This is a genomic window from bacterium, assembly GCA_016716565.1.
Classification (GTDB): Bacteria; Bacteroidota; Ignavibacteria; order Ignavibacteriales; family Ignavibacteriaceae; genus IGN2.
This window is the reverse complement of record JADJWC010000002.1, coordinates 375,816-391,539: the sequence shown is the minus strand read 5'-3', so window position 1 is coordinate 391,539 and position 15,724 is coordinate 375,816. Positions and strand designations below refer to the sequence as shown.

General features: G+C 36.0%; 13 protein-coding genes, 1 tRNA gene and 1 pseudogene. 9 read left to right on the top strand and 6 right to left on the bottom strand.

All coding sequences use genetic code 11. The features are described 5' to 3' along the window. Nucleotides 1–40: 40 nt before the first annotated feature. Entirely contained in the window at nucleotides 41–2,254 is a 2,214-nt protein-coding gene (locus IPM14_08515) for a TonB-dependent receptor (GenBank protein MBK9098142.1), read from the bottom strand. Nucleotides 2,255–2,540: 286 nt separating this feature from the next. Here IPM14_08515 and IPM14_08510 point away from each other — a divergent pair, with 286 nt between their 5' ends. From IPM14_08510 to secG, 7 genes and pseudogenes are all read left to right on the top strand, one after another. After that, nucleotides 2,541–3,218: a succinate dehydrogenase cytochrome b subunit gene (locus tag IPM14_08510; GenBank protein MBK9098141.1), complete on the top strand. Its 678-nt coding sequence runs from the start codon at nucleotides 2,541–2,543 to the stop codon at nucleotides 3,216–3,218. Next, on the top strand, nucleotides 3,215–5,125 hold the full coding sequence (locus IPM14_08505) for a fumarate reductase/succinate dehydrogenase flavoprotein subunit (GenBank protein MBK9098140.1): 1,911 nt from the start codon (nucleotides 3,215–3,217) through the stop codon (nucleotides 5,123–5,125). Before IPM14_08510 ends, IPM14_08505 begins: the two co-directional genes overlap by 4 nt. Before the next feature lie 13 nt (nucleotides 5,126–5,138). Further along, nucleotides 5,139–5,893 (top strand): annotated as a pseudogene (locus IPM14_08500) (succinate dehydrogenase/fumarate reductase iron-sulfur subunit). 148 nt (nucleotides 5,894–6,041) lie between these two features. Further along, nucleotides 6,042–8,135 carry a hypothetical protein gene (locus IPM14_08495; protein MBK9098139.1) on the top strand — a complete coding sequence of 698 codons (2,094 nt, stop codon included), beginning with the start codon at nucleotides 6,042–6,044 and terminating at the stop codon, nucleotides 8,133–8,135. After that, on the top strand, nucleotides 8,135–9,127 hold the full coding sequence (gene obgE / locus IPM14_08490) for a GTPase ObgE (protein MBK9098138.1): 993 nt from the start codon (nucleotides 8,135–8,137) through the stop codon (nucleotides 9,125–9,127). The genes IPM14_08495 and obgE overlap by 1 nt, the downstream gene beginning before the upstream one ends. Nucleotides 9,128–9,236: 109 nt before the next feature. Then, nucleotides 9,237–9,310: transfer RNA gene (locus IPM14_08485), tRNA-Met, on the top strand. A 34-nt stretch (nucleotides 9,311–9,344) separates the two neighbouring features. Beyond that, the gene (gene secG, locus IPM14_08480; protein MBK9098137.1) at nucleotides 9,345–9,680 is read left to right on the top strand and encodes a preprotein translocase subunit SecG; all 336 of its coding nucleotides are present in this window, start codon (nucleotides 9,345–9,347) and stop codon (nucleotides 9,678–9,680) included. A 45-nt stretch (nucleotides 9,681–9,725) separates the two neighbouring features. Here the strand turns inward: secG and dacB are convergent, their stop codons facing one another. After that, entirely contained in the window at nucleotides 9,726–10,979 is a 1,254-nt protein-coding gene (gene dacB / locus IPM14_08475) for a D-alanyl-D-alanine carboxypeptidase/D-alanyl-D-alanine-endopeptidase (protein ID MBK9098136.1), read from the bottom strand. 157 nt (nucleotides 10,980–11,136) lie between these two features. Between dacB and IPM14_08470 the strand changes: the two genes are divergently transcribed. After that, nucleotides 11,137–11,988, top strand: coding sequence for a TIGR00730 family Rossman fold protein (locus IPM14_08470; GenBank protein ID MBK9098135.1), 852 nt, complete (start codon nucleotides 11,137–11,139; stop codon nucleotides 11,986–11,988). Between the two features lie 30 nt (nucleotides 11,989–12,018). Here IPM14_08470 and rpsU read toward each other — a convergent pair whose 3' ends face one another. From rpsU to IPM14_08450, 4 genes are all read right to left on the bottom strand, one after another. Next, nucleotides 12,019–12,207 (bottom strand): 30S ribosomal protein S21, encoded by a 189-nt coding sequence (gene rpsU / locus IPM14_08465; protein MBK9098134.1) that lies wholly within the window; start codon nucleotides 12,205–12,207, stop codon nucleotides 12,019–12,021. Between the two features lie 6 nt (nucleotides 12,208–12,213). Continuing rightward, nucleotides 12,214–12,606: a hypothetical protein gene (locus IPM14_08460; GenBank protein ID MBK9098133.1), complete on the bottom strand. Its 393-nt coding sequence runs from the start codon at nucleotides 12,604–12,606 to the stop codon at nucleotides 12,214–12,216. Between the two features lie 169 nt (nucleotides 12,607–12,775). Further along, entirely contained in the window at nucleotides 12,776–13,606 is an 831-nt protein-coding gene (locus IPM14_08455) for a hypothetical protein (GenBank protein MBK9098132.1), read from the bottom strand. A 14-nt stretch (nucleotides 13,607–13,620) separates the two neighbouring features. Further along, complete coding sequence (locus IPM14_08450) at nucleotides 13,621–15,042, bottom strand: peptidase M14 (GenBank protein MBK9098131.1); 1,422 nt, start codon at nucleotides 15,040–15,042, stop codon at nucleotides 13,621–13,623. Nucleotides 15,043–15,179: 137 nt separating this feature from the next. Here IPM14_08450 and IPM14_08445 point away from each other — a divergent pair, with 137 nt between their 5' ends. Continuing rightward, nucleotides 15,180–15,722 (top strand): thioredoxin family protein, encoded by a 543-nt coding sequence (locus IPM14_08445; protein ID MBK9098130.1) that lies wholly within the window; start codon nucleotides 15,180–15,182, stop codon nucleotides 15,720–15,722. Nucleotides 15,723–15,724 lie beyond the last annotated feature (2 nt).

Below are 15,724 nucleotides of genomic sequence, written 5' to 3'. Positions count from 1 at the left end.
ATAATACACTGCCTTAACTTTAAAGATTATTTTTCATGAGTTATAATGTCAAATCAATACCTGCGGAAATAAATCGTGGCAAACCAACCTTTATTCCCTGTGGTCTTCGGCTGGCAATATATCTTTCATCAGAAAGATTTTTAACTGAGAAAAATAGATTCGAGTTGATGTCTGAAATGAAATAATTTGCTGTAATATCAGCCGTGATAAAAGATGGCATTTGACCTGTTTCACCACTTGCTGATGGTTCAACGGAATTCAGTTCATCTGTAAACTGTTTTCCAACATAGGTCGCAGACAAATTCACTCCAAGTCCGAATGGTGCGGTGATTTCAAAACCTCCTGTAAATGTAAAATCAGGTGCATAAGGAAGTTTATTACCTCTTAAATTCACACTTTCATTCTGCACAGTTATGAATCGGTCATTATCATACTTTGAATTTACGTATGTTGAGAAAGCTGAAAGCACAATTGAATAATTTGTTTTTACAATTCGATGAAAATCAAATCGAAGTCCACCTTCAACACCTATGTGCTTGGTTTCACCACCGTTAACTAATCCGGTTCCTGTTCCGCCCGAAGAAACGGATACCGGAATAACCTGGTTTGAAAAATCCATTAAGAATCCAGTAGCTTCGATATATATGAAAGAAGTTAAATTTGTTCTGAATCCAATTTCATAATTCCAGCTAAGTTCTGCATCAAGGTTAAGTGCAGTGCCATCATTTGTAATAGCGTCTTTGATTCTTGGAGGTGCATATCCTCTATGCACTCCTGCAAAAAGTGAAAAATCATTCTCGAAATTGTAGTTAAATCCAATTCCCGGAACTGGTGTGAATAAATCATCATCATTTGTGATACTTGTATCACGATAATTTATTCTGAAAATATCGCGTTCGTAGTGAAAGTTTTCCAAACGTAAACCGGGAATCACTGTAAATCTGTTCGTCAGGTAAATTCTGTTCTGGGCAAAAAAACTCTCGGCGTATCCTGTTCTGATTTCATCTTCACGAAGATTACCTGATTTTGCATCTGCTGATTGTCCGTCTATTCTTTGTTCGAATGCTCTCTCATAGTGAAATCTGATTCCACCTTCAAGTTCATTTTTCAGATTACCTATTGTGTAATTATAACTTACTCTTGGTTCTACTCCGGCAACTTCAAATTGTCTGTTTCTGTTTCCAGTGCTGTTCCGCATATAAATTGCACCATTTGCTATCGATGTATCTCCCCATACAACTCCTGTCCAATTGGATGTTGGGTTTCTGCTGAAATCCTGTCTTAGCCAATTTCTTGTTGTTGTGTATCCGTAAACCGTCGTTCGCAGAAATGCGCTATTTGAAAAAATGTAATCGTGGGTGAGACTTGCTGAATATCTCCTGATGTCAAGTTCATCATTTGGTGCAATTACAGGAAAGTATTCACCATCATCATACATACTTTGAGTCAATCCCACATAAGTTGAATTTGAATTTTCATCATAGTAAGCCAGCTTAATACCAAGAACGGAATTTTGGCAAGTCTGAAATTTTATTTTTGCGGTTAAATCATTTATGTCAAATCTTGTTACGGCCAATTTGTCTGCTTGCTTGTGCAAGTAGCCTATTTGAAAACCAACATTGTCAAATGTAGTCCCATATAATGCTTGTCCATTTAAATATCCGCCATCTCCGCCTCTCAGCTGCAATGAAAACATTGGGTCAAGTGGTGGATCATTAGTGATGTAATTAATTACCCCTCCAATAGTCTGTGGCCCATACAGAATTGAACCGCTTCCTTTAAGTACCTCCACACTTTTCATTCTGTCGATCGCAGGAGTGTAATACATTTCCGGTTCACCGTATGGTGCCAACGCAACTGGCACACCATCTTCCATCATCAGAACATTTCGACTTCTATCAGGGTCGAGACCTCTTATTCCTATATTCGTTCTTAACCCAGCACCTTCTTCATCAACCACGTTGAGTCCGGTTACTTTACGGAACATTTCATTTCCTGTGATTGGTTTATCTTGTCTGAGTGAAGTCTCAGTGATGATATTTGCTGAACCTGGGATTCTATTAATCAGGGAGGGCTTTTTTCCGATTATATCTACCTGAGGGAAATCATTCATCTTGATAAAAGACGAATCGATCCTTGTACTGTGGTGCTGTTCTTCGGTCGCTGAAGTTTGCGTCTGACTTATTGGTGTTTCTACAAAGACGAAAAAGAGTACCATCAAATAAATTTGAAAACTCATAAATCTTTTTTCCATACTGACTCCATGTAACAAAAAAATATTTTATTCTTATCTAAACTTAATCTTAATAAGAATAACAATCAACACAATTTTTGCCATCATGCAACAATCACTGCTTTAAATTGATTTTATTTGTTCTTAGTGATAATTTTGGCTAAGAAATTTCTTCTTTTAGAAACTGCATCTCTAAAATTGTTTACAAACTATAAAATAATCTCTCCGTAATCTTATGAGCCAAATTAATTTTTTGCTTGTTCAATTATTAAGTTCATTAATTATCGGATGAAGAAGGAGTACGCGTATGAGTTCTGTAACTGTCTTTCTTAATTCATCAATCGGTAAGAAGTTGATGATGGCTGTGACGGGCAGCTTCCTGCTGATTTTTCTGATCGTCCATTTAATCGGGAATATTACACTCTTTTTTGGACCTACAGCTTTCAATGGTTATGTCAGTACTCTTGATGTTGTTAAACCATTAATAAGAGTAATTGAAGTCGTTCTTCTAGCAGCTTTTGTTCTTCATATTTATAATGGATTTAAACTCTGGCTGGAAAACAAAAAAGCAAAAGGAATTAAGTATCAGGTTAATGGTTCTGCTGAAAACAGCGATGTCTTCTCAAGAACTATGTTTCTAACCGGTTCTATTGTTTTCATATTTCTTGTTACGCACCTCGGGACTTTTTTCTGGCGATTTAATGTTCACGATCCTATGGGATTAGCAAATGTGCATCAATATTTTGATATAGTAGTTTATTTCTTTGGAATCTGGTGGTATGTAATACTATATGTCATTGCAATGGTTTTGCTTGGTTTCCATCTTAATCATGGCTTTCAAAGTGCGTTTCAAACTTTCGGATGGAATCATAAAAAATATTTTTCATTCATTCAGAAATTGGGAACAGTTTATGCCGTGATTATGGCTGCAGGATTTGCTTCAATGCCACTTTATTTTTTCTTCTTCTACGGAGGTAACCAATGACAAAATTAGTATCAAAAATTCCTGCAGGACACGTTTCTGAAAAATGGACAAATCACAAATTCAATATGAAGTTGGTTAATCCAGCAAATAAAAGAAAATACACAATCATTGTAGTTGGAACAGGATTAGCGGGCGCATCTGCTGCCGCTTCTCTTGGTGAGCTTGGTTACAATGTTCTGGCTTTCACATTTCACGACAGTGCAAGAAGGGCGCACAGCATTTCTGCACAGGGTGGAATCAATGCCTCAAAAAATTATCAAAATGATGGTGACTCTACTTACAGACTTTTTTACGATACAGTAAAAGGTGGTGACTTTCGTGCACGTGAAGCAAATGTACATCGTCTTGCCGAAGTAAGCAGTAATATCATAGATCAATGTGTTGCTCAAGGAGTTCCATTCGCAAGAGAATATGGCGGCTTACTTGATAATCGTTCATTTGGTGGTGCACAGGTATCAAGGACATTTTATGCAAGAGGTCAGACTGGACAGCAGCTGTTGCTCGGAGCTGTTAGTGCATTGAACAGACAGGTCGGCAAGGGAAGTGTAAAACTTTACACTCGTCGCGAAATGCTTGATATTGTCGTTGTGGATGGGGTTGCTAAAGGAATAGTTTGTAGAAATCTATTAACAGGAGAAGTAGAAAAATATTCTGGTCACGCAGTTGTGCTTGCAACCGGTGGTTATTCAAACGTATTCTTTCTGTCAACAAATGCTATGAACTGTAATGTAACTGCAATCTGGCGAGCACACAAACGCGGAGCCTTCTTTGCAAATCCATGTTTTACTCAAATTCATCCTACATGTTTACCACTTCATGGCGAATCACAATCAAAGTTAACATTGATGAGTGAATCATTGCGAAATGACGGTCGGGTCTGGGTTTCGAAGAAAAAAGGGGACATGAGAAATCCCAACGATATTCCTGAGGATGAAAGAGACTATTATCTTGAAAGAAAATATCCTTCGTTCGGAAATCTTTCTCCGCGCGATATTTCTTCACGTGCTGCCAAAGAGGTTTGTGATGAAGGCAGGGGAGTAAGAGGTGGTGAAGCTGTATATCTTGATTTTAAGGATGCGATAAACAGACTTGGAAAACATGTGATTGAAGAAAGATATGGTAATCTTTTCGAAATTTATGAAACTATAACTGGAGAAAATCCATACAATGTTCCGATGATGATATATCCTGCGCCTCATTACACAATGGGTGGACTTTGGGTTGATTACAACCTGATGAGCACTATTCCTGGTTTGTTTGTACTTGGTGAAGCAAACTTCTCAGATCACGGTGCAAATCGTTTAGGAGCTTCTGCTTTAATGCAAGGCTTAGCTGACGGTTATTTTGTCATCCCTTACACAATGGGAAATTATCTTGCAGAAGATAAACCAACATTAGTAAAAACGGATCATCCCGAATTTGAAAAAGTAGCTGGTGAAGTAAAAGCAATTACAAATAAGCTTCTTTCAATAAAAGGAAAAAGAACCGTAGATGATATTCACAAGCAGCTTGGTAGAATAATGTGGAATAAAGTAGGAATGGCTCGTGATGAAAAAGGTTTGAAAGAAGCGATTAAAGAAATAAGAGAATTGAAAACTGAATTCTGGAAAAATGTTACAATCCCGGGAAGTGGCGATGATGTTAATCAGACACTTGAACGTGCCGGTAGATTAGTCGATTACTTCGAGCTTGGTGAATTGATGGCCCTGGATGCGCTTAACAGAAATGAGTCTTGCGGCGGACACTTCAGAACTGAATATCAGTTTGAAGATGGTGAAGCCAAGCGTGATGATGAAAACTATTCTTATGTATCTGCATGGGAGTTTGCTGAGGAGAACAAATGGAATCTTCATAAAGAACCGCTCGAATTTGAATATGTGAAACCAGCGATAAGGAGTTACAAATAATGGAAGCAAAAAAATTAATCTAAAACTTAAAATCTGGCGACAGAAAAATTCCAAATCGGCAGGCAGCTTCGTTGATTATAAGATTAGGTTTCTCCTGATGCTTCTTTCCTTGAAATGCTCGATGAGTTGAATAACACTTTGGAAGCAAAAGGTGAAGAAGCTGTTCACTTTGAAAGCGATTGCCGTGAAGGAATTTGCGGTACCTGTGGTTTAGTGATTAATGGCAGACCACACGGACCTCTGGCAAAGATAGCTACCTGTCAACTCCATATGAGAAACTTCAAAGATGGAGATACAATTTGGGTTGAACCATTCAGAGCAAAAGCGTTTTCAATTATTAAAGATTTAATGGTAGATCGATCAGGGTTTGATAAAATACTTCAGGCTGGCGGTTACATATCAGTAAACACAGGAGGAGTTCCTGATGCGAATGCAATTCCTATCCCAAAAGAAATATCAAGTCTGGCAATGGACGCCGCAGCTTGCATTGGTTGCGGTGCTTGTGTTGCTGCCTGTAAGAATGCATCGGCTATGTTATTTGTATCAGCAAAAGTATCCCAGTATGCATTACTACCTCAAGGTCAGCCGGAACGTTATATGAGAGTTGAAAAAATGGTAAAAGTAATGGATGAACTTGGATTCGGAAGCTGTACGAATACTTATGCCTGCGAAGCTGAATGCCCCAAAGGAATTTCAGTAACAAATATTGCAAGAATGAACAGAGATTTTATCATATCCAAAGTAAAATCTAAAGAGGTAGTGGTATAAAATAACCGAATCATACTTAGATATTCTAAAAAATCCCGCTCAAATGCGGGATTTTTCATAGGCCTGAATTTTGGGAAATAATTAGATTAAATTTGCCTAAAGCACTATGGTTTCTTAATTTGAGACTTGAAATTTAGAGAGAATTGTGATGTTTGAAAAAGAAATAAAATTTATTGGTGACTTTTGTTTTAACCAGGTTAGAAGTCTCGGTAACACCTTTACTCTGGATAAAATAATTACTTCAGGTATGCATCCTGCTGTTGTTCAATATATTTCAGCAGAGTTGGAATATATGATATATTCTGACAGACAAAAATTACTCCAGCAATCTTACTTCGATTACACCGGCAGAGAAATATCTGACCACTTCCAGAAAATTTCAAATGAGATAAAGAAGCATAAGAAAGTATCCATCGATGATTCTAAGAAATTGATCTTCCAGGCTGTATCTTTCAATATTAACTATCTTGTTCGTCCCAGATGGTCACTTACCAAACTGATTTTTAATGAGCAACCGGTTGTTTCTGCTGAAGAAATGAAGATGATGTTCAATTATCTGTACTATTATGAATATTTCAAAAAGGTTCTTACGGGTTATATAGATAAAAGAAATCTGATGCAGATTTCCTCCACAGAGTTCGAAATTATTCTTGATAAGATCGATAATGAGCTAATAAGTTCAAATCAAAAACAGGTTGTGTCAAATTCGTTTATATCAATAGGTGATTTTTTTAATATCGGAGGTGTTGATAAGAATCTTCTTCCATTAACCGCAGTGGAAATATTTTGTAAAGAAAAAAATCTTCTGGACTTACTCGTTAAACTTCGGAAAGTTATTCCGAATGATATTAAAAGACGATATGACAGAGTTGAGATCGAAAGGATATTATTCGCGCCTGATAAACACTTAAAAGACCTTGATCTGGAATCTGTTGAAACAGAAATAACAACAGACGAGATGATAGAAAAAATTCATGCCGATGAGATTAATTCTGCTCAGAAGGAACAGAATGAGATTTCAGAACATGATGAAATGCAGAAAGCTGACCTTGAAACCTTTTTAAGTCCGGAAGAGGAGGAAGCATTACTCTCTCTTTACAGTGAAGAGTCAAAAAGTTCTGATATTATTTCAAACGAAGAAATTAATACCGCTGAAGAAAATATTATTATCGAGGAGGAAAGTGAAGTAGTTAGTCTTTCAGATACGAATCAGGACGGTGAAATTAATTTCGAGAATGATATTATAGGCGATGAACCTGAATCCGCAGGGCTTTCTGATTTAGACGAACGAGAATCCGGGCAGGAAATTTTTGAAAATACTGAGCAGGAAGTTGTTAGTACTGATGAAGAAGTGAACAAATTAGTTGATGCAATAACTGAAGATATGCCGTCAGAAAGTGTTGATACTGAAGAGACCATTCCTGAGAACATTGAAGAAACTGAAATTACAGATTCTGAATTAAACCAATCAGATATAGATAGTGAATTGTCAGTTACTTCAGTAGAAAAAGAAATCGTTCAGGAGATGATAGAAGATATGTATATAGAGACAGAAACGGTTTCTTCAGAAGTTGACGATACGGATGAATTTGAAATCAAGACTGATACTATCCCGGATAATTTACAACCTGAGGTTAAGGAAAATAAAATTAAATCACTCGAAGATGATCTCTTAAATATTTTTGAAGACCTCGATAATATTAATTTTACTCTACCTGAAAAGGGAAAACAATTTCAAGAAACTGAAGATGTTTCATCTTTCATAGAAAATTTTGAGATGGAAAATGAGACGAAGAAGGAAGAAGTTGAAACTGACAGTTTCGATGATTATCTGAAGAATATTGACGAAGTTGTATTTACAGATACTTCAGCTAAGAAGACTGAAAAAAGCACACAAATAAAAAATGAATTCAGTAAAGTTAAGCAACAAACAGAAATTCAGGAAGATGTTGTACCTTCTGCTGAAAAAGTTGAAAAGCCTGTTGTTAAGCCACGGAACATCAGACCGAAGGATTTATTTAGTTACTTGCGAAGAAAAGAAATTAAAAAAATTGTCTCATTCATTTTTGCTAATGATGAAGAAGATTTTACGAATACCGTTGAACGTATAATGGATTGTCACTCCTACAAAGAAGCATCCGAAATTTTGAAAGCAGTTTTCACATCTTATAAAATCAGTCCTTATTCAAAAGAAGCAATAACTTTCACAAACGCGGTATCTAATTACTTCAGGCAAGCCTGATGTTTATTGATTATGCTCTGATCGAAATCAGTTCCGGAAAGGGGGGCGATGGTGCTGTTACATTCCGAAGAGAAAAATATGTTCCTAAAGGAGGTCCGTCAGGCGGTGATGGGGGCAGAGGTGGCAACGTCATATTAAAGGCAAACAGCAATCTTCATACACTTCTCGATTTCAGATATAAAAAAAAATATGTTGCCAGTAATGGTGAGAACGGCGGCAGTTCGTTAAAAGATGGTAAAAACGGAAAAGATGTAATCGTACTTGTTCCCGTTGGAACAATTATTAAAGATTCGGAAACAGAAGAAATTTTATTTGATCTGGATAAAGATGGCAAAGAAGTTATCCTCGCAAAAGGAGGAAAAGGGGGAAAAGGAAATAGCAAGTTTGCTACTCCGACTAATCAAACTCCCCGTTTTGCTGAGGATGGAAATCCTGGCGAGTATAAAAAAATTATTCTTGAATTGAAATTGATTGCAGATGTTGGTCTTGTCGGATTTCCAAACGCCGGTAAGTCAACTTTGATTTCGAAGATATCGGCCGCAAGACCAAAAATTGCCGATTATCCATTCACCACTCTTGAACCGAATCTTGGAATTGTTCAGTATAAAGATTTTAAAAGTTTTACAGTTGCAGATATCCCTGGAATTATTGAAGGCGCGTCAGAAGGAAAAGGTCTTGGTATTCAGTTTTTGAGACACATTGAAAGAACAAGAGTAATCCTCTTTTTAATTGAATCTGTCTCTGAAGATTTGCAATCTGATTTCAATATTTTAATGAAGGAATTGAAGAGCTACAGTCCTAAATTAGTTCAGAAAAAAATGCTTGTATCTATTTCAAAAGCTGATTTAATTGATAACATCATTTTTAAGAAATTATCATCACTGAAATTCAAAGGGATAAAAGAAAAACCCATTGTGTTTTCATCTGCCTCGGGACTTGGCTTGAATGAATTGCTTGATATTCTTTGGCAAAATATAGAAAAAGAGCAATAACCGCCGAAGCAAATTCGCTATTCACATCACATTGACAATTAATAATGATTTTTGAAAATATATGCTATTGTGGCTATATTTGCGTCCCGATTTAGAAAATACGAATTTTGGCGGGGTAGCTCAGTCGGTTAGAGCAGTGGAATCATAATCCACGTGTCGGGGGTTCGAATCCCTCCCCCGCTACATTAAGTCAATTTGAAAGAAAAAAGGAAATCTTATGTATAGTATTTTAGTTTTAATTTCATCGATAGCAGCAGTCCTGCTTATAATTGTAGTTCTAATGCAAGCGAGTAAAGGTGGAGGTTTAGCCGGAACATTTGGTGGTGCAAGTAATATGGGCTCAATGTTCGGGACAAGAAGAACAGCAGATTTTTTGAGTAAAGCAACCTGGTGGTTAGGCGGTGTGGTAGCTGTGCTTGCTATTGTCGCTAATCTTTTCTTTTTGCCTGGAAAAGTAACTCAGGAACAAAGAAGTATTATTCAGGAATCCGGCAGACAGAATATTCCTCAAACACCAACGCTCCCGCAGCAGCAACTACCGGAACAACCGTAATTTTAATTAAATTAAATAAGCCCTGGATGGATTTTCATCAGGGCTTTATTTTTTCCAGTCGGCCAATGCTTCAACAATTCTATCCTGTATTTTTTTGTGCTTGCTTGCACCTCCTTCAACAAACTCAAATATAATACAGACAATTAAGTCATCTTCGTCTGCAGTAGTGACATAACCAGCCAAAGAAGACACTCCATTCAAAGTACCGGTTTTTCCCCTGAAATTATTTTCTGCAGTGGTTCCTATCATGCGTCTATGCAGAGTTCCATCGATTCCAGCTATGCTGAGAGAGTTATAAAAGTCGTCGAATTGTTCTATGTTGAAATAAACTTTCTCCAATAAACCTACTATTGCTCCCGCGGTAACCTGGTCAAATCGTGAAATACCTGAACCATCAACTATTTTTGTTCCTGTTGAATAAATGCTGTTATCTTCAATAAAATTCAGTACTGCCTGTGTTGAGTAGAATGAATTTCCTTGTTGACCACTGTAGTATGAACCCAGAGTTTTAAATAAACATTCAGCATAAAAATTATCGCTGCTTTTATTGATTTCTTTTATTAGTTCTCTAAGTTCGATAGAAGATTCTAATAATAATATCGAATTATCTGGTGTCTTACCAGATAGAGACTTTCCTTCAGCTTCAACTCCATATACCTTTAATTTTTCTTTCAACATTTTAGCTGCGTACGAAGGTGGATCTTTAACGTTTACAAAGTAGTTTCTGTATCTGCCTTTGCGTTTTTTTGTTACAACTGTTCTGTTTCTGTCAATGACGAGTGCTGATATTGGAGGGAGTTTTACATTTGCTCTTTCTTCACTTATCCAGTCATCTCTTGAATAAATATTATCGAAGTAGGTATCATCGCCAAAAATATTCCCTGTAATTTTTCGAAGACCTGCCTGGTAAAGCTTGTTAACTAGATCTTCAAGATTTTCTGTTGTGAAAGTGGGATTGCCAAAACCTTTAATGTAGATATTACCATCTAATACACCGTCAGAAAAATCTTCATCATCAGCAAAAATTTTTGTTGATATTAAGTAATCCCCGCCCATTAGCTCAAGAGCGGTTGCTGTGGTAAATAACTTCGTATTAGAAGCTGGAATCATTGACGATGTATGATTAATGCTTACCAAAGTATCCTGAGTCAGCGGGTCATAGATCATGATTGCCATTTTGGTGCTTGCCGGTACTTCTTGAATCATGTCATTTAATTGCTGAATTATTCTATCCGGAGTTTCAGCGTGTGGTTTTGAAAAACATAGAAGAATTAAAACTAATTTTATGTAAGAATACATTAAGCCCTGGTAGTAATATTTATCAAATTTAAATGTGGATAATATACAATATGTTTATATTTCCTTCGTCAAAAACGGAAATAATTATTACCTACAAATAAATAATCCCGTTCGTAAACATTCAATATTTAACTATCAAATTATTTCAAAAGGTAAAATGAGTAAAACAGTCAAAGCGTACCAGGACATTGATTTTCTCAATTCTTCTGATGGAAGATCCATCAGAATTCTTACGGAATATCTTCAGCCTAAAAGCAAGTTCAAAAAATATAAAGTGATGGACACCATCGTATTTTTTGGTTCCGCTCGTCTTAAGTCGCGCAGAGATGCACTGAAAGATTATAACAAAATCAAGAATTCCAATCCAAAACAAACCGAAAACTTTGCAAAGCAGCTGCGGGAAGCACAGTTGTATCTTGATATGTCAAGGTACTACGAAGATGCAGTTGAACTGTCCAGAAGATTAACTGAATGGTCGTTGAATCTCGAAACCACAGCAAACAGATTTATAATATGTACAGGCGGTGGACCCGGCATTATGGAAGCCGCAAATAAAGGTGCAAAGAAAGCCGGTGGATATTCAATCGGTTTGAATATCAGCATACCATTCGAACAATTTGTTAACAACTATGTTACACCCGATTTGAGTTTTGAATTTCATTATTTCTTTATGCGAAAATTCTGGTTTGCGTATCTCTCAAAAGCACTGGTTATTTTTCCTGGTGGTTTCGGAACGATGGATGAACTATTTGAAATATTAACGCTAGTCCAGACTGCCAAAGTAAGGAAGAAACTTGCTGTAATTATTTATGACAGAAAGTACTGGAGCAAAATATTAAATTTCGATGCATTGGTTGAGATGGGAATGATAAGCAAATCTGATTTAAATGTATTTTCGATGTGCGATACAATTGATGAAGCATACGATTCAGTTATAAAACATCTTAAAAAATATTATTCAAAAGAAAAAGAACCTGCAGTAATAGAACCTGTTCTGCATCTTAGGTAATAAAAAACCCCTCGAAGAGGGGTTTCAAAATCAATATTCATCAGTTCGCTGGAAGCGACGGGCGGCTTTGATTTTTTCCATACGTTTCTTCACAGAAGGCTTTACGAAAAAAGTACGTTTCTTATACTCTTTAAGAACTCCTGACCTTTCATATTTCTTCTTAAAACGTCTTAATGCTTTATCAATGGATTCATTTTCTCCAATAGAAATGCCAACCAAATTATTTCACCTCGCTTCTTGGTTATTTAGTGATTCGATTAATTTTTTTAAACCTGATTTTTGAAATTCCACAGAAATTGAGCTTTTTCCGTTAGAGAGAGTTTCTTTTGAAAGAACTCTACCGAAATCGTCCCAATTCTCGTGATAAATCGTTTCTCCAATCTCAAATGTGCTCAGCGGAGAATATTTTTTACAATCTTGATTTTCGATACCTTCAAGGGAAGCGCTGTTGCTTTTCAAAATATCGCTAATGTCTACTATCATTACCTGCTTACAGGATTTGCATTTTGCCCATTTTTTATACTCGGATTCCTCGCCGGTTACACTGCTCGTTATTTCCATTTTTTGAACAGAACCGCACGAATTACAAAATGCCTCTATGTTTTTTATCCTAGCCATACTCAACTCTTAATTAATTCAGGCTACAAATTTAAGCTTAACCCATCCGATAGTCAAATTTTCGGGATTATAAAATAGTTTCGCAGTTAATGATTAAATATTTTCTTTGAAAACTGTTAATATTGATGGAATATTGAATTTGTATCTCTTACAAACTGTAGTGTCACTTTTAGCTGATGTTAAATTTTTTTGAAGCTTTTTTTGTGATTTTTCGCATAATCGAATGGACGTCATAAGTTTGCTTTGTTAAAGTAAGAAGCAACTCCTTTATTTCACTCTGAATGAAAAGTTCAGTTTCCGGAATGATGCTTTTCTTCCTTAATTCCTCAAATGTAATCTTTTCATCATCCGATAGCTCTTCATCAATCATTAAGGAACATTTTCTTAATTCAAAAATTGACTTAGAAGATTTTGCGTCTGACCAGTTCCTTTTCTCAGCTTCATAATTGAAATTATTAAGTAGAAAAAGGTATAGTAACTTTCTTGCACGGTGAATACGTGTGGCAACGACACCAACAGGCACATCAATTAAATCAGAAATTTTTTCATAATTAAATTGCGCAATTTCTCTCATCATCAGTGGGATTCGCAATACAGCCGGAAGTTTTTGTAGCAATTCCATAATTCTTTTTGAAGCTGAATCAGAGCTAAGCAAAGTTCGAGCGGAATTAATTTCTGTCTCAAAGTTTTCGATGAAACCAAAATCAGTGTTTCTATCATTTTCTTTTTCTGAATAGTATTCAAGTATCTCACGCATCCAGATTCTTTCGATCCAGCTTTGCCAGTCAGCTTCATTTTTTGTGATATCGCAGTCTTCGATAGTTTCTTTAAATACCTGCTGAATTATTTTTTTTGTTGATCTAATATCCAGCAAAATCCAGTAAGTTAAATTGTAAAGCTTATCTACTAATGGCAGTGCATTGTTTGTAAATTCATTTCCGAGTCTCTGAAGTTCTTCTTTGCTTGTATTAAACCGATCCTTTAAATATTTCGAACGCATATTAAATCAGCCTGTTACTTTTCATAAACAATAGAATTACCATTCCAGTTTTCGATATTATTAACGTCAATAATGAATCCATTCACAATTGCGTATCTGACTTTCCCATCTTTTTTTATAATTAAGTTAGCTGGTTCTTCTGTTTTGATGGAAACCTCCGAGATGTTTTTTTCACTCAAAAAAATATTGAAAGGTAAATGTGAATATTCACCATGAAAATTATCATTCTTCAGAATTACATTTGTATACCCTTCCTGATAGAGTTGAGCCGGATCGGTTTTTTTCAGTTCATCCAACGAATGAAAAATATTTTTTTTTGTTTTTCCCGGTTCAACGGAATGACCGGAAAAGTCAAACTCTTCATAACCACTAAATACGGAAAGATCTCCAATATCTGCAATCTCTGCTTCGAGATAAAAATCTTTTGCACCATTAATATTTTTTTCTTCGAAGTTTATCCCGATGTCGATGGTATATTCAATTTCATCTTTTTTAACCTGAAGGTTTCTGAGAATTACATCCATCATAAATTTTTCATTCTGCGGAATTGCTTCATACGCACTTAATTCGGTTGTGTTGTAAGTTTGACTTGCAATGCTGTTAAGTGCAGATAAAATTGTTATGTAGTTAATTTTCCGAAGAAATTGCTTCTCGCGGTCACCGCGCCAACCGCCGCTTTCCAGTAAAACAACACTCGCTCCCCATTTTGTGAAATTATCTCCGACTGCTCTCGGTTCGTAATCATCTGAGTACTTTGCAATATGACCTGGGATGAATTCATTCAAAATATTGAATAAGTTTCCGATAAGTTTCATTGCTTCTTCTCTTGGCTCGGTCAGACTTTTATCGTAATCCGGGGAAGGAGCAAGAAATGATATCGATGCGGGATTAAAAGAAATTCCGGCGGAATAATCTCTGCCCTGATCGTGCAGATTAAAACCAAAGTCGGGCTTAATGTTATCAAAAACTGTTTTCAATATTTTCATTTCGTTGGTTTGCTGTCTTATGACATCACGATTCAAATCAATCTCAACAATATTTCTTCTCTGGAAAAGTTCTGCACCGTCAGGATTTAACATCGGTATTATGTAAATAGTCAGATGTGAGAGTAAATATTTCTTAAAATCAGCGAATGAATGATCATCATTAAAAAAATTAAACATATCAAATAACGCTGCGGTCGCTGTTGGTTCATCCCCATGCATCTGCGACCATAGAAAGACTTTCGTTTTACCTGTTCCCAATGAAACTACATAAATATCTCTTCCTTCAATAGACTTTCCGGCTTTATCAACCTTAAAAATATTTTTATTTTTCAGTTGTTCGATTAACGGAACAATGTCCGAATGTTTAAATCGTCTGTTGATCAAACTTTTTTCGTTGAAACTTTCGTACGAATGATAAAGATCCCAGGCAATCTGTTTTTCCTGTGCCATAATGTGTCCTGAAAATAAAATGATAAAGAATATTAAATGGAACGAATTATTACGCTGTGTTAAAAGAGATTTTTTCATAACGATTTTAATTTAATTATTAGCAGTGTTATTTACTAAAATCAGAAGGGAGTTTTTATATGGCAACGAACACTCTTAAGATTGGTTCACAAGCACCTGATTTTAATTTGATCGGTGTTGATGGCAAAAATTATTCACAACAATCTTTTTCAGATAAACAAGCGGTGATAATTATTTTCAGCTGCAATCATTGTCCATATGTTCAGGCTTATGAAGGAAGAATCAAGCAAATTCAGAATGACTATCGTGATAGAGGAGTAGCTGTTGTTGCAATCAACTCAAATGAAGATAGAGGGTATCCCGAAGACAGCTTTGATAACATGAAAAAGAGATCCAATGAACAGAAATTTAATTTTCCGTATTTGAGGGATGAAGACCAATCAGCAGCCCGAGCTTATGATGCCACTCACACACCGGAAATATTTCTTTTTGATAAAGCAAGAAAACTTGCTTTCCACGGAAAGATTGACGATAACTGGCAGGAACCAGGTAAAGTTCAAAATCATTATTTAAGAAACGCACTCGACGAGCTTTTAGCCGGCAAGGAAATTTCTGTTCCCGAAACTTTTACTATTGGATGTACGATTAAATGGAAGAAGTAAAA